22 protein-coding genes and 1 pseudogene are annotated in these 18,524 nt (G+C 73.5%); 7 read left to right on the top strand and 16 right to left on the bottom strand.

Annotation, left to right across the window (positions count from 1 at the left end; all coding sequences use genetic code 11):
* Positions 1-11: 11 nt before the first annotated feature.
* Positions 12-389, bottom strand: coding sequence for a phosphoribosyl-AMP cyclohydrolase (gene hisI / locus OIE51_RS22350; RefSeq protein WP_326599546.1), 378 nt, complete (start codon positions 387-389; stop codon positions 12-14).
* A gap of 71 nt (positions 390-460) precedes the next feature.
* Between hisI and OIE51_RS22345 the strand changes: the two genes are divergently transcribed.
* A complete protein-coding gene (locus OIE51_RS22345; protein ID WP_326599545.1) occupies positions 461-1,096 on the top strand; it encodes a TIGR03085 family metal-binding protein in 636 nt (211 codons plus the stop codon).
* 39 nt (positions 1,097-1,135) lie between these two features.
* Here OIE51_RS22345 and OIE51_RS27040 read toward each other — a convergent pair.
* Both OIE51_RS27040 and OIE51_RS22340 read right to left on the bottom strand, forming a co-directional pair.
* Positions 1,136-1,453: pseudogene (locus OIE51_RS27040) on the bottom strand (hypothetical protein); the annotation flags it as partial.
* A gap of 219 nt (positions 1,454-1,672) precedes the next feature.
* On the bottom strand, positions 1,673-2,233 hold the full coding sequence (locus OIE51_RS22340) for a hemerythrin domain-containing protein (RefSeq protein WP_326599543.1): 561 nt from the start codon (positions 2,231-2,233) through the stop codon (positions 1,673-1,675).
* A 281-nt stretch (positions 2,234-2,514) separates the two neighbouring features.
* Between OIE51_RS22340 and OIE51_RS22335 the strand changes: the two genes are divergently transcribed.
* The gene (locus tag OIE51_RS22335; protein ID WP_326599541.1) at positions 2,515-3,039 is read left to right on the top strand and encodes a hypothetical protein; all 525 of its coding nucleotides are present in this window, start codon (positions 2,515-2,517) and stop codon (positions 3,037-3,039) included.
* 100 nt (positions 3,040-3,139) lie between these two features.
* On the opposite strand, the gene OIE51_RS22330 is transcribed toward OIE51_RS22335, so the two are convergent.
* Both OIE51_RS22330 and OIE51_RS22325 read right to left on the bottom strand, forming a co-directional pair.
* Positions 3,140-3,874, bottom strand: coding sequence for an aspartate/glutamate racemase family protein (locus OIE51_RS22330; protein WP_326599540.1), 735 nt, complete (start codon positions 3,872-3,874; stop codon positions 3,140-3,142).
* 53 nt (positions 3,875-3,927) lie between these two features.
* Positions 3,928-4,827: a LysR family transcriptional regulator gene (locus tag OIE51_RS22325; protein ID WP_326599539.1), complete on the bottom strand. Its 900-nt coding sequence runs from the start codon at positions 4,825-4,827 to the stop codon at positions 3,928-3,930.
* A 91-nt stretch (positions 4,828-4,918) separates the two neighbouring features.
* Between OIE51_RS22325 and OIE51_RS22320 the strand changes: the two genes are divergently transcribed.
* Genes OIE51_RS22320 through OIE51_RS22310 form a run of 3 tightly spaced genes read left to right on the top strand, consistent with a single transcriptional unit; the run spans position 4,919 to position 8,348 of the window.
* The gene (locus OIE51_RS22320; protein WP_326599538.1) at positions 4,919-5,647 is read left to right on the top strand and encodes a succinate dehydrogenase cytochrome b subunit; all 729 of its coding nucleotides are present in this window, start codon (positions 4,919-4,921) and stop codon (positions 5,645-5,647) included.
* A 14-nt stretch (positions 5,648-5,661) separates the two neighbouring features.
* Positions 5,662-7,608, top strand: coding sequence for a fumarate reductase/succinate dehydrogenase flavoprotein subunit (locus OIE51_RS22315; RefSeq protein ID WP_326600743.1), 1,947 nt, complete (start codon positions 5,662-5,664; stop codon positions 7,606-7,608).
* Positions 7,605-8,348, top strand: a complete 744-nt coding sequence (locus OIE51_RS22310) for a succinate dehydrogenase/fumarate reductase iron-sulfur subunit (protein WP_326599537.1) — start codon at positions 7,605-7,607, stop codon at positions 8,346-8,348. The genes OIE51_RS22315 and OIE51_RS22310 overlap by 4 nt, the downstream gene beginning before the upstream one ends.
* Before the next feature lie 105 nt (positions 8,349-8,453).
* Here the strand turns inward: OIE51_RS22310 and hisF are convergent, their stop codons facing one another.
* The 8 genes from hisF to hisD form a co-directional block, all read right to left on the bottom strand.
* Positions 8,454-9,224 (bottom strand): imidazole glycerol phosphate synthase subunit HisF, encoded by a 771-nt coding sequence (gene hisF, locus OIE51_RS22305; protein ID WP_326599535.1) that lies wholly within the window; start codon positions 9,222-9,224, stop codon positions 8,454-8,456.
* The gene (locus tag OIE51_RS22300) at positions 9,221-9,607 is read right to left on the bottom strand and encodes a Rid family hydrolase (protein WP_326599533.1); all 387 of its coding nucleotides are present in this window, start codon (positions 9,605-9,607) and stop codon (positions 9,221-9,223) included. Before OIE51_RS22300 ends, hisF begins: the two co-directional genes overlap by 4 nt.
* Positions 9,604-10,341: a bifunctional 1-(5-phosphoribosyl)-5-((5-phosphoribosylamino)methylideneamino)imidazole-4-carboxamide isomerase/phosphoribosylanthranilate isomerase PriA gene (priA, locus tag OIE51_RS22295; protein WP_326599532.1), complete on the bottom strand. Its 738-nt coding sequence runs from the start codon at positions 10,339-10,341 to the stop codon at positions 9,604-9,606. The genes OIE51_RS22300 and priA overlap by 4 nt, the downstream gene beginning before the upstream one ends.
* Position 10,342: 1 nt before the next feature.
* On the bottom strand, positions 10,343-10,993 hold the full coding sequence (hisH, locus tag OIE51_RS22290) for an imidazole glycerol phosphate synthase subunit HisH (RefSeq protein ID WP_326599531.1): 651 nt from the start codon (positions 10,991-10,993) through the stop codon (positions 10,343-10,345).
* A gap of 2 nt (positions 10,994-10,995) precedes the next feature.
* Complete coding sequence (locus OIE51_RS22285) at positions 10,996-11,154, bottom strand: hypothetical protein (protein WP_326599530.1); 159 nt, start codon at positions 11,152-11,154, stop codon at positions 10,996-10,998.
* Positions 11,155-11,344: 190 nt separating this feature from the next.
* Positions 11,345-11,935 (bottom strand): imidazoleglycerol-phosphate dehydratase HisB, encoded by a 591-nt coding sequence (gene hisB / locus OIE51_RS22280; protein WP_326599529.1) that lies wholly within the window; start codon positions 11,933-11,935, stop codon positions 11,345-11,347.
* Positions 11,932-13,050: a histidinol-phosphate transaminase gene (locus OIE51_RS22275; protein ID WP_326599528.1), complete on the bottom strand. Its 1,119-nt coding sequence runs from the start codon at positions 13,048-13,050 to the stop codon at positions 11,932-11,934. The genes hisB and OIE51_RS22275 overlap by 4 nt, the downstream gene beginning before the upstream one ends.
* Positions 13,047-14,387, bottom strand: a complete 1,341-nt coding sequence (hisD, locus tag OIE51_RS22270) for a histidinol dehydrogenase (protein ID WP_326599527.1) — start codon at positions 14,385-14,387, stop codon at positions 13,047-13,049. Before hisD ends, OIE51_RS22275 begins: the two co-directional genes overlap by 4 nt.
* A 92-nt stretch (positions 14,388-14,479) precedes the next feature.
* Here hisD and OIE51_RS22265 point away from each other — a divergent pair, with 92 nt between their 5' ends.
* The gene (locus OIE51_RS22265) at positions 14,480-15,247 is read left to right on the top strand and encodes an LON peptidase substrate-binding domain-containing protein (RefSeq protein WP_326599526.1); all 768 of its coding nucleotides are present in this window, start codon (positions 14,480-14,482) and stop codon (positions 15,245-15,247) included.
* Positions 15,248-15,273: 26 nt separating this feature from the next.
* The gene (ybaK, locus tag OIE51_RS22260; RefSeq protein WP_326599525.1) at positions 15,274-15,789 is read left to right on the top strand and encodes a Cys-tRNA(Pro) deacylase; all 516 of its coding nucleotides are present in this window, start codon (positions 15,274-15,276) and stop codon (positions 15,787-15,789) included.
* 13 nt (positions 15,790-15,802) lie between these two features.
* On the opposite strand, the gene OIE51_RS22255 is transcribed toward ybaK, so the two are convergent.
* From OIE51_RS22255 to OIE51_RS22245, 3 genes are all read right to left on the bottom strand, one after another.
* The gene (locus OIE51_RS22255; RefSeq protein WP_326599524.1) at positions 15,803-16,459 is read right to left on the bottom strand and encodes an ABC transporter permease; all 657 of its coding nucleotides are present in this window, start codon (positions 16,457-16,459) and stop codon (positions 15,803-15,805) included.
* 102 nt (positions 16,460-16,561) lie between these two features.
* Entirely contained in the window at positions 16,562-17,329 is a 768-nt protein-coding gene (locus OIE51_RS22250; RefSeq protein WP_326599523.1) for an ABC transporter permease, read from the bottom strand.
* 103 nt (positions 17,330-17,432) lie between these two features.
* Complete coding sequence (locus OIE51_RS22245; RefSeq protein WP_442812074.1) at positions 17,433-18,413, bottom strand: ABC transporter ATP-binding protein; 981 nt, start codon at positions 18,411-18,413, stop codon at positions 17,433-17,435.
* Positions 18,414-18,524 lie beyond the last annotated feature (111 nt).

Genomic DNA, 18,524 nt, shown 5'->3' with positions numbered 1-18,524 from the left:
GGCGGCCGAGCCTACTTCTCGGGGGTGTCGAGCGGGAGACGCCCGGCGTCGAAGCAGGTGCGGTCGCCGGTGTGGCAGGCGGCGCCGACCTGGTCGACCCGCACCAGGACCGTGTCACCGTCGCAGTCCAGGGCCACGGATTTCACGTGCTGCACGTGTCCGGAGGTGTCGCCCTTCACCCAGTACTCGCGGCGGCTGCGGCTCCAGTAGGTGCAGCGGCCGGAGGTGAGGGTGCGGCGCAGGGCCTCGTCGTCCATCCAGCCGAGCATGAGCACCTCACCGGTGTCGTACTGCTGGGCGATGGCGGGCACCAGGCCGTCAGCCGTGCGCTTGAGGCGGGCGGCGATGGCCGGGTCGAGCACGGGCGTGCCGGATGTGCTGCTGGACATGGCTTCATTCTGCCGCCATTCCGGGGCGTTCACGCCGGGCGAGGGGTGCCGCCAAACCGTAGGGTGAACGCATGTCGACCCATGCGAAGCGTGAACGTCTGCTGTTGGCGGACCAGTTGGAGACCGTTGGGCCCGAGGCGCCCACCCTGTGCGAGGGGTGGACGGCCCGCGACCTGGCGGCGCACGTGGTGACGCGGGAGCGGAACGTGGAGCCGATGGCGTCGGCGGTGGTCAAGCCGCTGGCGGCGCGTGCCGAGCGGGTGCGGGCGGAGAGCGCCGCCCGGCCCTACGACGAGCTGATCCAGCTGATCAGGACCGGGCCGCCGCGCAGGTCACCGTTCGCGCTGAAGCAGCTCGACGAGGCGGCGAACACCGTGGAGTTCTTCATTCACACCGAGGACGTGCGGCGGGCGCAGCCGGAGTGGACGCCGCGCGAACTGGACCCGGTGTTCGCGGACGCGCTGTGGAAGCGGCTGGAGACGGCGGCACGGCTGATGGGCCGGCGCAGCCCAGTCGGTCTGGTCCTGCGGCGGCCCAACGGTCAGACGGCCGTCGCCCACAAGGGCCTGCCGGTGGTGACGGTCACCGGTGACCCGGGTGAGCTCCAGTTGTTCGCCTGGGGGCGGCAGGACGCGGCCCGGGTGGAGCTGACGGGCGAGGAGGACGCGATCGCGGAGGCCCGGTCGGCGCGGCTCGGGCTCACCTGACGGCCGCGCCGGTCCGCCCGGCGGGCGCTCCACCCCGGCCGTGCCCAGCAGGGCGGTGGCGTGGACGTCGCTGGTCGGGGTGGACCAGAACATGTGCAGCATCGCCTGGTAGGAGAGCATCGCCAGTCCCGGGTCCGCGCCGACGCAGTCGGCGCGGCTGACCACGGCCAGCGTGGAGCGGTGGGCCTCCAGGGCCGCCCGGGGGCCGCTGTAGAAGGTGTACGCGCCGGGCTGGGCGATGCCGGGCGGCGGCACCGTGATCCCGCCGGCGATCAGCTCGGCACCGCGTTCGGCCGCCCGGGGGCCGCTGTAGAAGGTGTACGCGCCGGGCTGGGCGATGCCGGGCGGCGGCACCATGGTCCCGCCAGTGATCAGCTCGGCACCGCGTTCGGCCGCCCAGCGGGCCGCCTCGCGGCGCCGTCGCCCGCCGGCCGGTCGGCACGGTGTTCCTGGCACCGTTCTTCCCCGTTATCAAGTGCCCCTGAAATCATGGCACTTCGTCACTTACAGCGGCGAACCTCGGTCCGGGGACACACGCTACGACACCGGCCCGCGGTTCCCCGCCACAGGCGGCGGTCAGCGCTTGCCGCGCCCCGAGAGCAGGTCGCGGGCGCGGTCCACGAGTCCGGTGCCCCTCGCGAGCAGCCTGTTGAACGGCGGCTTGTCGGGGGCGGCGGGATGCGGGCGGGTCGGCGCGGTCCTCTTGGCGTGCCGGACCTGGTCGCCGAGCCGCTCCAGCTCCTCCTCCGAACAGCAGATCCGCAACGCCGGGAAGAGGTTGTCCTCCTCGTCCTGCATGTGGCTGCGGATCTCACTCATCAACTTGTCCATCAGCCGGTCGAATTCGGGATCGCCCGCGTCGTGCCGCTCCAGCTCCTTCATGATCCGCTCGGCGGCCGTGTGGTCCTCGATCTCCCTGTCCGCGACGCGATCCCCGTCCGTGAGGTGCTCGCGCACGGCGGGATACAGGTGCGTCTCCTCCGCGATCGAGTGCCGGACCAGCTCGATGGTCACCTGGTCAGCCAGGAGCTTGCGGCGCTTCTCGCCGGTCGGAAGCCGCTCGATCTCCTGGAAGATGTCCTCCACCTCCTGGTGATCCGCGACCAGTTCCCGCACGATGTCTCCGGCGTGCCCCATGAGTCTCCGCCTTTCCGCGGCCCCTGAACGGTTGGTCGCCACCGCGCCGCCACGCCACCGGGTTACCGGCGCCGCGGCGGCGGAAACGTGGCCGGGCGATGCGCGCCCCCATCGCGACCCTGTGTGACCACCGGGCGCGCCGCACGCCGGACTCGTCCGAAAGGCTGACGGGAACGGGCCGGGAACAAGGCGACGGAACGTGACCCCCGTCATCCCGGATCCCCGAATGGAGGAGTACGCTTGCGACGCTTCGCACGCAGGATCGGGAGGGTGCTTCGTCCGTGTGCGCCGATCTTTCCCCCGTCATAGCCGCCACCACGCAGTGGCTTCTGCGCGCCTACCCGGCCGCCGACGGCGCCCTGAGCGAGGTGCTCGCCGAAGTGCAGGCCCGACAGGCCGTGACCGTCGCGGCCTGGCTGCGTTACCCCACCTCCGTGGACGCCGCGCTCGTCGCCATGGCGGGCCCCGGGGGCTCGGCCCGGCTGGACTGGGTCGTCGGCGCGGACACCGTGCTGCCCGAGGGCGACGAGTTCGCGTGGCGGTCGTGGGTGGACGAGGCCGTGGCGAGCTGGGCCGCGTGCCTGCTCGGCTCCCCGGCGCTGGCGGCGCGGGCGGTGGCCGCGGTGGCCGGCGGCGAGCACGCCGCCGAGACCCCGATCGAGTTCCGCCGCCTGACGTTCCCGGCCGAACGCGACCGCCGGGCCGCGACCCTGATGCGCCACCCCGACCTGCTCGCCCCGGTCGCCGACCTCCACCGCGCCCAGCTCCTGGCCCGCCTCGACCCCGACCCGGTGGGCAGCACCTGACACGGAACGCGCGCCCCCCGTACGCGCGGCGACCCACCCCAGGTACCCCCGCGAGCCCGCCGCCGAGGTGCGGGCCCGCTGACCGGCCACCCCGTCGATGTCAGGAGCTGACCGGCCCGCCGCGCCAGGCCGGGAACGGTCGCTCGCCGACCGCGACGTCGAAGGCCGCGCGGGCCAGCAGGCGGGTGGAGTCCAGGGTCGGCAGCGGCGAGACGTCGGGCGTCACCAGCAGCGGGATCTCGGTGCAGACAAGGGCGACCGCGTCACAGCCACGCGCCGCCAGGTCCTCGATGATCCTCACGTACTCCCGGCGCGAGTCCTCGCTGAGCACCCCGTTCAGCAGCTCACCGAAGATGATCTCGTTGACGAGCAGCCGGTCGTCCGGGGTCGGCAGCTCGGCGGCGATGCCCCGGGCCGCCAGCGCTCGCGGGTAGACCGGGCCGTCCATCGTGTAGCGGGTGCCGAGCACGCCGACGCGCGTGCGTCCCTCGCGCGCCGCCTGGCCGGCCACCACCTCCGCGATGTGCAGGCCCGGCAGCGGCAGCTCGGTGCCGGGCAGCTCCAGGGCCATGTGCGCGGTGTTGTCCGGGCAGACGAAGAAGTCCGCCCCGGCCCGCGCGAGCCGCTCCACGCTCACGGCCAGGATGTCCCGGACCGACCCGTGGTCGCCCGAGTCCCAGCCGGGCATGCTGCGTGCCAGCGCGATGACGTCCAGCGTCACGTCCGGGTGCTCGTCGGGGCCGAGGCGGCGGAAACCCTCCTGGCAGAACGCCCGGAAGCAGAGCGCCGCGCCTTCCGTGCTGTGGCCGAGAATGCCGAGATGCCGGTGGTGCATGCCGTTCTCCAGGAAAGAGTGAGCCGCCAGGGAAGGAGGGATAGGAGCGAAGCTCAGCGCGCGACACCCGGCCGCCGCCGGTGGGACAGCAGAATCCGTTGCAGCTCGCGCGCCGCGCGCGGTGGCGAGACGTCGCCCCGGTGCGCCACCGAGATCGTCCGGTGCAGGCCGGGCGGGGCGAACGGGGTCGCCCGCAGGCCGGAGCGGTCGGCGACCATGCTGGGCACCACGGCCACTCCCAGCCCCGCCCGCACGAAGCCGAGCACGGCGTCCATCTCGCCGCCCTCCACGCTGAACGACGGCTCGAAGCCCGCCCCGTGGCACGCCACGACGGTCAGCTCCCGCAGGTCGTAGCCGTGCCGGAACATCACCAGCGGCCGGTCCCGCAGATCCGCGACCCGGATGTGCCGGCCCGCCACGGGCGCGGGCGCGGCGGGCGACGAGATCACCACCAGGTCCTCGCGCAGCAGCTCCTCGGTGGACAGCGCCGGGGCCTGGCCGGGCAGCGGGGTGATGATCAGCGCGAGATCCAGCTCCCCGGCGGCCAGAATCCGCACCAGGTCCTGGGAGCCGTCCTCGTGCACGAACAGCTCGACGCCCGGATAGCTGTCGCGGAACGCGCGCAGCACGCCGGGGATCAGGCTGGCGCACAGGCTCGGCGTCGCCCCGAGCCGCACCCGCCCGCGCCGGAGCTGGGCGACCTCCTGCACCTCGCGGCGGGCGGTCTCGGTGTCGGCGAGGATGCGGCGGGCCAGCGGCAGCAGGGCCGCGCCCGCGTCGGTGAGCGAGATGTGACCGCGCGCCCGGTGGAACAGCTCGGCGCCCAGCTCGCGCTCCAGGGAGCGGATCTGCTGCGAGAGCGACGGCTGGGCGACGTGTTCGCGGCGCGCGGCCCGCGTGAAATGCAGGGTTTCCGCGACGGCGGTGAAGTAACGGAGCTGCTGAAGCTGCATGGGACCATCCCGAGGCCGATAGGCAGAGCCTATCGAAAGCAGGTCTCCTATGTCTTGGACTGATGTCCCGCGACGGTCCTACCGTCATGTCATGGCACTGGCGACGCGGCCCCGCACGACGCGCACCACGCGCACGGACCGCCGACCGACGACGGTCGGCCGGTTGTGGCAGTCGACGATCGGCAAGAAGACGGTGATGGCCGTCAGCGGCGCGATCATGCTCCTCTACCTGATCGCGCACATGATCGGGAATCTCAAGGTCTTCTTCGGCCCCGACGACATGAACGAGTACGCGCACTGGCTGCGCACCCTCGGCGATCCGGTGCTGCACCACGAGTGGTTCCTGTGGATCCTGCGCGCCGTCCTGCTCACGGCCGTGGTCGCCCACGGCTGGGCCGCCTGGCGGCTCAGCCGCCTGGACAACGCCGCCCGCCCGGTGAAGTACGTGCACCGGCGCGCCCGGAGCGGCTACGCCACCCGCACCATGCGCTGGGGCGGCGTGGTCCTGGCCCTGTTCATCGTCTGGCACATCCTCGACCTCACCACCGGCACCGTGAACCCGAACGGCGAGAGCGGGCGCCCGTACCAGAACATCGTCGCCACGTTCGACACCTGGTACGGCAACGCGATCTACGCCGTCGCGATGATCGCCGTCGGCCTGCACATCCAGCACGGCTTCTACAGCGCCGCCCAGACGCTCGGCGCGGGCAGCCGCACCCGCGACCGCGCGCTCAAGGCCACCGGCAACGGTCTCGCCCTGGTGCTGACCGTCGGCTTCCTCTCCGTCCCCTTCGGCGTGATGACCGGAATCGTCAAGTGAGCGATGTGATCAGCGTGAGCAGCTACCTCGACTACACCACGGGCGACGCGCTCGTGGACACCAAGGCCCCCGGCGGCCCGATCGCCGAGCGGTGGGACCGCCGCCGCTTCGAGGCCAAGCTGGTCAACCCGGCCAACCGGCGCAAGCACACCGTCATCGTGGTCGGAACCGGTCTGGCCGGCGGCGCCGCCGGTGCCACCCTCGCCGAACAGGGCTACCGCGTCATCCAGTTCTGCTACCAGGACTCCCCGCGCCGCGCCCACTCCATCGCGGCCCAGGGCGGCGTCAACGCCGCGAAGAACTACCGCAACGACGGCGACTCCGTCCAGCGCCTCTTCTACGACACCGTCAAGGGCGGCGACTTCCGCGCCCGCGAGTCCAACGTCTACCGCCTCGCCCAGGTGTCGGTCGAGATCATCGACCAATGCGTCGCCCAGGGCGTGCCGTTCGCCCGCGAGTACGGCGGCTTGCTGGACACCCGCTCGTTCGGCGGCGTCCAGGTCTCCCGTACCTTCTACGCCCGCGGCCAGACCGGCCAGCAGCTCCTGCTCGGCGCGTACCAGGCGCTCTCCCGCCAGATCGCCGCCGGGAACGTGGAGACGCACCCGCGCACCGAGATGCTCGACCTGATCGTGATCGACGGCCGGGCCCGGGGCATCGTGGCCCGCGACCTCGTCACCGGCCGCGTCGACACCTACATCGCGGACGCCGTCGTGCTGGCCACCGGCGGCTACGGCAACGTCTTCTACCTCTCCACCAACGCCAAGAACTCCAACGCCACCGCCATCTGGCGCGCCCACCGGCGCGGCGCGTTCTTCGCCAACCCCTGCTTCACCCAGATCCACCCCACCTGCATCCCGCGCTCCGGCGAGCACCAGTCCAAGCTGACGCTGATGAGCGAGTCGCTGCGCAACGACGGCCGCATCTGGGTCCCGGAGCGGGCCGGCGACACCCGCTCCCCCGCCGAGATCCCCGAGGACGAGCGCGACTACTACCTGGAGCGGATCTATCCCTCCTTCGGCAACCTCGTGCCCCGCGACATCGCCTCCCGCGCCGCGAAGAACGTCTGTGACGAGGGCCGGGGCGTCGGCCCCGGCGGGCAGGGCGTCTACCTGGACTTCGCGGACGCCATCGCCCGCATGGGCCGCGACGCGGTGGCCGCCAAGTACGGGAACCTGTTCGAGATGTACGAGCGGATCACCGCCGAGGACCCATACCGCGTCCCGATGCGCATCTATCCGGCGATCCACTACACGATGGGCGGTCTGTGGGTCGACTACGACCTCCAGACCACCGTGCCGGGTCTGTTCGCCATCGGCGAGGCCAACTTCTCCGACCACGGCGCCAACCGGCTGGGCGCCTCCGCGCTGATGCAGGGCCTGGCCGACGGGTACTTCATCCTCCCGGCCACCCTCGCCGACTACCTCGCCCGCACCCCGAACGACGAGGTGGCCGCCGACCATCCGGCGGTCGACGAGGCGGTGTTCGCCGTCACCGACCGCCTCTACCGGCTCCTGTCCAACAACGGCGACCGCACCCCGGACTCGTTCCACCGCGAGCTGGGCGAGCTGCTGTGGGACGAGTGCGGCATGGCCCGCGGCGAGGCCGGGCTCCGCAAGGCGCTGGACCGTATCCCGGCCCTGCGCGCCGAGTTCTGGGAGCGGATCAAGGTGCCGGGCAGCGGCACCGAGCTCAACCAGTCGCTGGAGAAGGCCAATCGCGTCGCCGACCACCTGGAGCTGGCCGAGCTGATGTGCCTGGACGCACTGCACCGCGCCGAGTCCTGCGGCGGCCACTTCCGCCAGGAGAGCCAGACCCCGGACGGCGAGGCCGCCCGCCGCGACGACGCCTTCTCCTACGCGGCGGCCTGGGAGTTCACGGAGCCGGGCGCGGCGCCCGTGCTGCACAGGGAAGACCTCGTCTTCGAGCACGTCCACCCCACCCAGCGGAGCTACGCGTGAACCTCACCCTGCGCATCTGGCGCCAGCAAGGCCCCGACGCCCAAGGGGCCATGTCCACCTACGAGGTCACCGGCATCTCCCCGGACATGTCGTTCCTCGAAATGCTGGACACCCTCAACGAGGAGCTCATCCTGCGCGGCGAGGAGCCCGTCGCGTTCGACCACGACTGCCGCGAGGGCATCTGCGGCGCCTGCGGCATGGTCATCAACGGGCAGGCCCACGGCCCGGAGCGGACCACCACCTGCCAGCTCCACCTGCGGCACTTCGCGGACGGCGACACGATCGACATCGAGCCGTGGCGGGCCGCCGCGTTCCCCGTGGTCAAGGACCTGGTCGTGGACCGGTCCGCGTTCGACCGCGTCATCGGCTCCGGCGGCTATGTCACCGTCCCGACCGGCAGTGCTCCCGAGGCGCACGCGACGCCGGTCCCCAAGGCCGTCGCCGACATCGCGTTCGAGCACGCCGAGTGCATCGGCTGCGGAGCCTGCGTGGCGGCCTGCCCCAACGGCTCCGCGATGCTGTTCACCTCCGCCAAGATCGTCCACCTCAACTCCCTGCCCCAGGGCGCCCCCGAGCGCGAGAGCCGGGTCCTGGAGATGGTCGGGACGATGGACGACGAGGGCTTCGGCGGCTGCACGGTCACCGGCGCGTGCACGTCGGTCTGCCCCAAGGGCATCCCGCTCACCTCGATCACCACCATGAACCGCGAGTACCTGCGCGCGCTCGGCAAGAGCGGCTAGGCCGGCGCGATCCCCCAGAACGCGGGGGCGGCCCTTCTCGAACGGCAGTGCGGCTCGGCTCCCCGCGCTGGAGGACCGCCCCCGCTCCCACCCTTCTAGCGGCCTCTAGCGGACCGCGTAACCGGCTTCCCGCAGCGTGCTCTTGACCTCGCCGATCCGCAGATCCCCGAAGTGGAAGACCGAGGCGGCCAGCACCGCGTCCGCGCCCGCCGCGATGGCCGGCGGGAAGTGATCGAGCCGGCCCGCGCCGCCCGAGGCGATCACCGGCACCGTCACCCGCGCGCGCACCGCCGCGATCATCACCGCGTCGTACCCGTCCTTGGTGCCGTCCGCGTCCATGGAGTTCAGCAGGATCTCGCCCGCGCCCAGCTCGGCCGCCCGGTGCGCCCACTCCACCGCGTCCATCCCCGTGCCGCGCCGGCCGCCGTGCGTGGTCACCTCGTAGCCCGAGGGCGTCACCGTGCCCTCGGGACAGCGTCGCGCGTCGACCGACAGCACCAGCACCTGGTTGCCGAACCGCTCCGCGATCTCCCGGATCAGCTCCGGACGCGCGATCGCCGCCGTGTTCACGCCCACCTTGTCGGCGCCCGCGCGCAGCAGCCGGTCCACGTCGTCGGCCGTACGGACCCCGCCGCCCACCGTCAGCGGTATGAAGACCTGCTCGGCCGTCCGGCGCACCACGTCGTAGGTGGTCTCACGGTTCCCCGAGGAGGCCGTGATGTCGAGGAACGTCAGCTCGTCGGCACCCTCGGCGTCGTAGACCTTCGCCATCTCGACCGGATCGCCCGCGTCCCGCAGGTTCTCGAAGTTGACGCCCTTGACCACCCGGCCGGCGTCCACGTCCAGGCAGGGGATGACTCGTACGGCGAGGCTCACGTCGCGGCTCCTCGATAGGCTTCCAGCTCGACTTCCACCAGCGTCCGCGAGTCGGCGAAGCCGGCGACCAGGACGAGCGTGGTGACCGGCCGGACCTCGCCGAACAGCTCCATGTGGGCGCGGCCCACGTCCTCCGCGTCGCGGGCGTGGCTGATGTAGATCCGGGTGCGGACCACGGACGCGACGCCGAGCCCGAACGGCTCCAGCGCCGCGACAGCCTCGGTCAGCGCCGACCTGGCCTGCTCGTAGGGGTCACCGCCCGAGGACCCGGCGGCCGGCGGCATGGTCCCGCCGACCAGCACCAGGTCACCGGCCGCGACCGCGCGCGCCGACCCGGCGGCCCGCTCCCAGGGACTGGCGTCCCCCGCACGCTCGACGCTCATCCGGCCACGGCTTCCAGCGCCTCTTCCAGGGTGAACGCCCCGGCGTACAACGCTTTCCCGACGATCGCGCCCTCGACGCCCACGCCCACCAGACCCGCCAGCGCCCGCAGGTCGTCCAACGAGGACACCCCGCCGGAGGCCACGACGGGCCGATCGGTGGCGGCGCACACGGTCCGCAGTAGCTCCAGGTTCGGGCCCTGGAGCGTGCCGTCCTTGTTGATGTCGGTGACGACGTAGCGCGCGCAGCCCTCGGCGTTCAGCCGCTCCAGCGTCTCGTACAGATCGCCGCCGTCCCGGGTCCAGCCCCGGCCGCGCAGCGTCGTGCCGCGCACGTCGAGGCCGACGGCCACCCGGTCACCGTGCTCCGCGATGGCCTTGGCGACCCACTGCGGGGACTCCAGCGCGGCGGTGCCCAGGTTGACGCGGGTGCAGCCGGTGGCGAGCGCGGCGGCGAGCGTGTCGTCGTCGCGGATGCCGCCGGACAGCTCGACGCGGATGTCCATCGCGCGCACGACCTCCGCGATCTGCTCCCGGTTGTTCCCGGTCCCGAAGGCGGCGTCCAGGTCGACCAGGTGCAGCCACTCGGCGCCCGCGCGCTGCCAGGTCAGGGCGGCCTGGAGCGGGTCGCCGTAGGAGGTCTCGGTGCCGGACTCGCCGTGCACCAGGCGCACGGCCTGGCCGCCGCGGACATCGACGGCGGGCAGCAGTTCCAGCGTGGGCGTCAGCGTGGACATCTCAGAGCGTCTCGATCCAGTTGGTGAAGAGGCGGGCACCGGCGTCGCCGGACTTCTCGGGGTGGAACTGGGTGGCCCACAGCGGACCGTTCTCCACGGCGGCGACGAACGGCTTGCCATGCGTCGCCCAGGTGACGCGGGGCACGGCCGACGAGCTCGTCGTGCCGCCGCTGTCGGCCGGCAGCTCCCAGTCGTGCACCGCGTAGGAGTGCACGAAATAGAACCGCGCGTCGGCGGGCAGCCCGGCGAACAGCGCCGAGCCCTCCGGGGCGTCGACCGTGTTCCAGCCCATGTGCGGCACGATGTCGGCCTCCAGCGGCGCGACGGTGCCGGGCCACTGGTCGAGGCCCTCGGTCTCGACGCCGTGCTCGATGCCGCGCGCGAAGAGGATCTGCATGCCGACGCAGATCCCGAGCACGGGCCGGCCACCGGCCAGCCGCCGCCCGACGACCCAGTCGCCGCGCGCCTCGCGGATGCCCCTCATACAGGCCGAGAACGCGCCGACACCGGGCACCAGCAGCCCGTCGGCGTTCAGGGCGGCGTCGAGATCACGGGTGATCTCGACCTCGGCACCCGCCCGCGCGACGGCCCGCTCGGCGGAGCGCACGTTGCCGAAGCCGTAGTCGAAGACGACGACCTTCTTGGACCCCATCCCTACACCTCCAGCCGGAGCGCCCCGGCGACCAGACACAGCCCACTGGCCAGCCCGAGCAGCACGACGACACCCTTGGGCAACCCCTGCTTGGCGAACGAGTACACCCCACCGACGAGAAAGAGCCCCACACCGAGGAACAGCGCCGCCGCCCCCGTCACAGCGCTCTCCCGAGAACCTGGCCACGACAGCCCCCGGCCACCGTCGCCCTCCGCGACCCGGCAGCCGCGCGCGCGTCGTTCGGCATCTTCCCGTGAACCCCACCGCGGCAGCGGCCCATGTCACAGCCGCCCACGCGACAGCCCGCGGCCATCGTCGCCCTCCGCGACCCGGCAGCCGCGTGCGCGTCGTTCACAGGGCGCCCTTGGTCGACGGAATCCCCGTCTGCCTCGGGTCCAGCTCGCTGGCGGACCGCAGGGCGCGGGCCAGGGCCTTGAACTGGCATTCCACGATGTGGTGCGCGTTGCGCCCGTACGGCACGTGGACGTGCAGCGCGATCTGGGCCTGGGCGACGAACGACTCCAGGATGTGCCGGGTCATCGTCGTGTCGTACGCGCCGATCATCGGCGCCATGCCCTCGGGCTCGCGGTGCACCAGGTACGGCCGCCCGGAGAGGTCCACCGTCACCTGCGCCAGCGACTCGTCCAGCGGCACCGAGGCGTCCGCGAACCGCACGATCCCGCGCTTGTCGCCCAGCGCCTGCTTGAACGCGGCGCCCAGCGCGAGCGCGGTGTCCTCGATCGTGTGGTGGCTGTCGATGTGCAGGTCGCCCTCGGTCTTCACGCTGAGGTCGAACAGCCCGTGCCGGCCGAGCTGGTCCAGCATGTGGTCGAAGAAACCGACGCCGGTGGACACGTCGACCTTCCCGGTGCCGTCGAGGCTGATCTCGACGGCGACCGAGGTCTCCTTGGTGCTGCGGGTCACGCGGCCCACGCGAGTCATTGGCCGATCTCCTTCTTCACTGCGCGTACCGCGTCGAGGAACGCGTCGTTCTCCTCACGGGTCCCGGTGGTGACCCGAAGGCGGCCCGGCACGCCGTTGTCCCGGACGAGGACCCCGTGCTCCAGCAGCCGCCGCCAGACGTCCCGCGCGTCCGCGAAGCGGCCGAACTGCACGAAGTTGGCGTCCGACTCGGTGACCTCGCAGCCCAGCGCGGTCAGCTCGGTGACGAGCCGGTCCCGTTCGTCCTTCAGCTCCGCGACGTACCCGAGCAGCGTATCCGCGAACTCCAGGGCCGCGTGCGCGGTGGCCTGAGTGATCGCGGACAGGTGGTACGGCAGGCGCACGAGCTGCACCGCGTCGACCACGCCGGGGTCGGCGGCGAGGTAGCCCAGCCGCAGCCCGGCCGCGCCGAACGCCTTCGACATGGTACGGGTGAGCACCAGCGTCGGCCGGCCCTCGATCAGCGGCAGCAGCGACGGCCGGTGGCTGAACTCGGCGTATGCCTCGTCCACCACCACCAGCGTGCCGTGCCCGCCGGTCGCGGCGGCCTGCGCGGCCTCGTACAGCGCGAGAACGGTCTCGGCCGCGACGGCGGTGCCGGTCGGATTGTTGGGCGAGCAGATGAACACGACGTCGGGGTGGTGCTCGTGGATCGCGGCGACGGCGGCGTCCACGTCGATGTCGAACGCCTCGGTGCGGGGCCCGGAGATCCAGCCGGTGCCGGTGCCGCGCGCGATGAGGGAGTGCATCGAGTAGGACGGGTCGAAGCCAAGGGCGGTGCGGCCGGGGCCGCCGAACGTCTGGAGGAGCTGCTGGAGCACCTCGTTGGAGCCGTTGGCCGCCCAGACCTGGGTCGGGCCGACCTGATACCCGCCGGTCCGGGAGAGGTAGGCGGCGAGCTGCGTGCGCAGCACCACCGCGTCCCGGTCGGGGTAGCGGTTGAGGGTGCGGGCGGCGTCCGAGACGCGCTCCGCGATGCGCCGGACCAGGGCGGCCGGCACCGGGTACGGGTTCTCGTTGGTGTTCAGCCGGACCGGGACGTCGAGCTGCGGCGCGCCGTACGGGGTCTTGCCGCGCAGCTCGTCCCGGATGGGGAGATCGTCGATGCGGGTCACTTGCTGTGCGGAACCTCTCCGTTCTCGAACCGGGCCTTGACCGCGGCGCCGTGGGCGGGAAGATCCTCCGCCTCGGCGAGGGCGACCACGTGGTGCGCCACCTCGGCCAGCGCGTCGCGGCTGTAGTCCACGACGTGGATGCCGCGCAGGAAGGACTGCACGGACAGTCCTGAGGAATGGCAGGCGCAGCCGCCGGTCGGCAGGACGTGGTTGGAGCCCGCGCAGTAGTCGCCGAGGGAGACCGGGGACCAGGGGCCGATGAAGACGGCGCCCGCGTTGCGGACCCGGGCGGCGACCCCGGCGGCGTTCTCGGTGTGGATCTCCAGGTGCTCGGCGGCGTAGGCGTCGGTGACGGCCAGCCCGTGGTCCACGTCGTCGACCAGGACGATCCCCGACTGCCGGCCGGCCAGCGCCTCCGCGATGCGCGCGTGGTGCTTGGCGGCCGGAACCCGCGCCCCCAGCTCCGCGTCCACGGCGTCGGCCAACGCGGTGGACGGGGTGACGAGGACCGCGGCGGCCAGCACGTCGTGCTCGGCCTGGCTGATGAGGTCGGCGGCGATCAGCCCGGGGTCGGCGCTGTCGTCGGCGAGCACGGCGATCTCGGTCGGACCGGCCTCGGCGTCGATGCCGATGACGCCCTTGAGCAGGCGCTTGGCGGCGGCGACGTACACGTTGCCCGGGCCGGTGACCAGCCGGGTCGGCGGGCACTCCTCGGTGCCGTACGCGAACATGGCCACGGCCTGGGCGCCGCCGGCCGCGTGCACCTCCTCGACACCCAGCAGCGCGCAGGCGGCCAGGATGGTGGGGTGCGGCAGGCCCGTGCCCCAGTCGTTGCCCGGGGCCCTCTGCGGCGGGGAGGAGACGGCGAGGGAGCCGACGCCGGCCTCCTGGGCCGGGACGACGTTCATGACGACGGACGACGGATAGACGGCCTGCCCGCCCGGCACGTAGAGGCCGACGCGCTCCACCGGCACCCACCGTTCGGTGACGGTGCCGCCGGGCACGACACGCACGGTCGAGTCCGTGCGCCGCTGCTCGCGGTGGACGATGCGGGCGCGGCGGATCGACTCCTCCAGCGCGGCCCGGACGGCCGGGTCGAGCTCGGCCAGCGCGCGGGTCAGCGCCTCGGCCGGCACCCGGGTGCGCTCGATGGTGACCCGCTCGAACCGCTCGGCGTACTCGATCAGCGCCGCGGTGCCGCGATGGCGCACGTCGTCGCAGATGGGCCGCACCTTCTCCAGGGCGGCCTCGACGTCGAGCTCGGCGCGGGGCAGCAGGTCGCGGTCGATCCCGCCCGGGACGGGCGAGGAACCGCGCAGATCGATTCGGTTCAGCACGGAACCAGTCTCGCAGAAGGCCGGACGGGGCCGCCGTCGCGTTTCACGATGCGGGCCCGGCCCCCCGGAGGCAGCCGATAGGCTGGCCGGTCGTGACGACCACGCGCCTGCCGCTCTTTCCGCTGAACACCGTGCTGTTCCCCGGGCTCGTGCTGCCGCTGAACGTTTTCGAGGCCAGGTACCGGGCGCTGATGCGCGATCTTCTGGACCTGCCGGAGGACGGCCCGCGCCCGTTCGGCGTGATCGCCATCAGGGACGGGCACGAGGTGGCGCCGTTCGGCACCGGGCTGCCGGATCCGACCGAGGTGACCGAGGCCGGGCCGGTCGCCGGATTCGCGGCCGACGACCCCACGCGCTCCTTCCACGCCGTGGGCTGTGTCGCCGACGCCTCGACGATCAGGGCGCGTTCGGGACCGGGCGAGGGCGGGGAGCCGGCCGAGAGCTACGAGGTGCTGGCGACCGGGACGACCCGGTTCCGGCTGCGGTCCGTGGACGCGAGCGGCCCGTATCTGACGGCCGAGGTCGAGCCGCTGCCCGAGGTCGCCGGGGAAGGCGCGGGCGCGCTGGCGTCCGGGGTGCTGCGGGCGTTCCGCTCGTATCAGAAGGTGCTGGCGGGGGCGAACGAACGGACCCTGGCGCCCGGCCAGGACCTGCCCGAGGACCCGTCGGTGGTCTCGTACCTGGTGGCGGCGGCGACGATGCTCTACACGGGCGACAAGCAGCGGCTGCTGCAGGCCAAGGACACCGCGACCCGGCTGGCCGAGGAGCTGAGAATCCTGCGGCAGGAGACGGCGCTGATCAGTAAGCTCCCGTCCGTGCCGGGGGCGGAGTACACGATCCGCCCGACGAGTCTCAACTGACCGGAGCCGTCCGCGGGGGGAAGAACGTGGGGAAGAGCGACGGGGGGAAGCGACGGCACCGGAACGCGGCCGGCGGCACCCCCGCGACGGTGGCCGCGAGCCGGGCCGGGGTGGCGTTCACCCTCCACGCCTACGAGCACGATCCGGCCGCCCCGTCCTACGGCGAGGAGGCGGCCCGTGCGCTGGGCACCGCCCCGGGGCGGGTCTTCAAGACGCTGGTGACCGAGGTGGACGGCGCGCTGACGGTGGCCGTGGTGCCCGTCTCGGCGTCCCTCGGTCTGAAGGCGCTGGCGGCGGCGGTCGGCGGCAAGCGGGCGGCGATGGCCGATCCGGCGGCGGCCGAGCGGGCCACGGGCTATGTGCTCGGCGGCATCTCGCCCCTCGGCCAGCGCAAGCGGCTGCGCACGGTGGTCGACGCCTCGGCCACCGGGCACGGCACGGTCTTCGTCTCGGCCGGCCGGCGCGGCCTGGAGATCGAGCTGGCCCCGGCCGCGCTGATCACCCTGACCGGCGCGATCACCGCCCCGATCGCCCGGGACTGACCGCGCGGTCCGCTCAGGCCCCGGGGGGCGGCTCCCGCCAGTGGGGCAGCTCGGCGGGCAGGGGCCGCGGGTCGCGGGGGCCCCAGACCGACAGACAGAACATGTGGGTGGCCACCGCCGCGAACGGCAGCCCGAGCAGCACTCCGCGCGCCCCGATCTCCAGCGGGCCGTCGAAGACGACGTCCTTCCCCGCCGACCGGGCGTGCCCGGCTAGGTCGTCGGTCGGGCCGAGCCAGACGCCGAGCCGCCAGGCGAGCACCGAGCCGAGGAGGGCGCCGAGGACGAGCCCGAGCACCACGGCCACCCCGCCGCCGCGGCGCAGCGCGAAGACGACGATCCCGGTCACGGCGCCGATGGCCAGGCCCAGCAGCAGGAACGTGCCGTCGGCGCCGATGGCCTGCTGCCCCTCGGCGTTGGCCAGCAGCACGGCCTCGCCGTCCGAGACGAGCGGCACGCGCGGCGCCCGCCACAGCCACAGCAGCCCGAGCGGGAGTCCGGTGAGGACGGCGACCGGCAGGGCGACCAGGACAGCCTCACGTATCTCCCGCCCCCAGGCCACGCGGGGCGCCGGGGCGCCGGGGTCCGCTCCTCCGCCCGTGGTCCCGGCGCCGGAGACGGAGTCGGTGCGGTGGTCGGTGCGGTGGTCCGGGGTGGGCTGCGGAACGGTCACCTCATCATCCTGCCAGGTACGGGCGTCTGTTCGGCCCACGGGACGGCCGTTCGGGCGGTGGGGCACCTCCCGGTCCGAGTCCGGGGCCGTGGTCCCCGCGGCTCACCGCAGGGCGGCCCTGCGGTACGCCCAGGTGGCCAGCGCCAGCGCCGTCACGCCCACGCCCGCGCAGACCGCGAGGTCGGCGGCGGCCGAGCCCCAGTCAGGGCTGGGCTCCAGGGCGGTCGCCAGCGCGTCCACACCGTAGGTGGAGGGCAGCAGCTCGCGCAGCCAGCGCACCGGCTCGGGCAGCCGCGCCGCCGGCAGCACACCGAGCAGCAGCGCGGCCGACATGCCGAGCTGTCCGCAGAGGGTGGCCAGCTCGGGGCGCGGGGCGAGCAGTCCCAGCGCGGCCCCGAGCCCGGCCAGCGCGGCCCCGGCCAGCGGCACGACGGCCAGCAGCACCCACAGGCCGCTCAGCGGCAGCTGGTACAGCACGCCGCCGGAGACGGCCGTGACGACGACGCCCGGCACGGTGAACGAGGCGTAGGCCGCCGCCGTGCCCAGCGCCACCGAGGCGGCCGGCACCGGCAGCGTGGCGTAGTGGTCCAGGCCGCCGGCGGCCCTGAGCTGGCCGAAGTACTGGGCGAGGAGGTTGAGCCCGACGAACGCCACGACGAGCACGGCTGACCCGGCCACGACGGCCCGCGCCTCGTCCCCGTCGCCGCCGTCCACGACGCCGCGCATCAGGACCATGATCCCGATCGACTGGAAGGTGGCGACGAACAGCAGCGGAATCCGCGCCACCCGCGCCCGCGACAGCTGCGCCCGGTACACGGCCACCAGCGAGGGCCACACCCGGGCCCGCGCCGCCAGCGGCACGGCGCTCATGACGCCTTCCCGCTCCGCCGGAACCCCGGGCCGCCCGCGCGGCCGGTCGCTCCGGCAAAGATCCGGGCGTCCGGGCCGTGCCTCATGAGCGGACCAGCCCGTCTCATGAGCGGACCAGCCCTTCGCCCCGGCCGCCCAGCGCGAGGTAGACATCCTCCAGGGTCGGTGTGGCCAGCGTGAAGTCGTCCAGGGCGGCGAACGCCGGGCCCTGAGTGACGGCGGCGACCACGGCGCGGGCCCGCTCGGGGGGCAGGCGCAGCGTCCAGCGGCGCCCGGCGACCAAGGCCGTGTGGCTCAGCGCGGCGATCTCCGGGACCCCGGGCGGCGGCTCGCCGCGCCAGACCAGATCGAGCCGTACCTCCGAGCCGACCAGCGCCTTCAGGCCATCAGGGCTGTCGCAGGCGATGACCTGCCCGGCGTCCAGCACCGCGACCCGGTCGAGCACGGTCTCCGCCTCGATGACGTTGTGCGTGACCAGCACCACCGTCGTGCCGTCCAGGGCGCGGCGCCGGTCGATGGCCGCCCAGACCGCGCGGCGGGCGACCGGGTCCATGCCCGCGGTCGGCTCGTCCAGCACCAGCACCGGGCGACCGCCGGTAAGGGCCGCCGCCACGCACGCCAGCCGCCGTTCCCCGCCGGAGAGCTTCCTCAGCGGCCGGTCCGCGATCGGGCCGAGGCCCAGCTCGCCGATGACGGCGTCCCGCTCCCTGCGCGCCGCCCCGGCGTTCAGGCCGCGCAGCCGCGCGGTGGTCTCGGCGGCCAGGGCGACGGTCAGCTCGTCCAGCGCCGTCGACTCCTGTCCCAGGTAGGCCAGCAGCCGCGCCGCGCGGCGCGGGTGGCGCACCAGGTCGTGGCCGAGCAGGGTGATGCTTCCGGCGTCCGGGCGCAGCAGCCCGGTGAGCTGCTTGACGAGCGTGGTCTTGCCCGCGCCGTTCGGGCCGAGCAGGCCGAAGATCTCGCCGCGCGCCACGTCCAGCGTGATCCGGTCGCTGGCCGGCGCCACCCGCTCCGCCCCGGTCCGGGAGCGCCGGGCCCGGTAGGTCTTGGTCAGGCCGCGCACGGTGAACGCCGCCGGGGCGGACACGGTGCCGTCCGGGGTGTGTTCGGGCGCGGTGATCCGGGGCCAGGGCCGTGCGATAGATGAGGCCACGGTGCACGAGCCTACGCGGGTCACACGGGTGCCCGGATCCGGGGG

This window comes from Streptomyces sp. NBC_01803 (assembly GCF_035917415.1).
In the GTDB taxonomy this organism is placed as follows: Bacteria; Actinomycetota; Actinomycetes; order Streptomycetales; family Streptomycetaceae; genus Streptomyces.
This window is presented reverse-complemented; position numbering and strand designations above follow the sequence as displayed.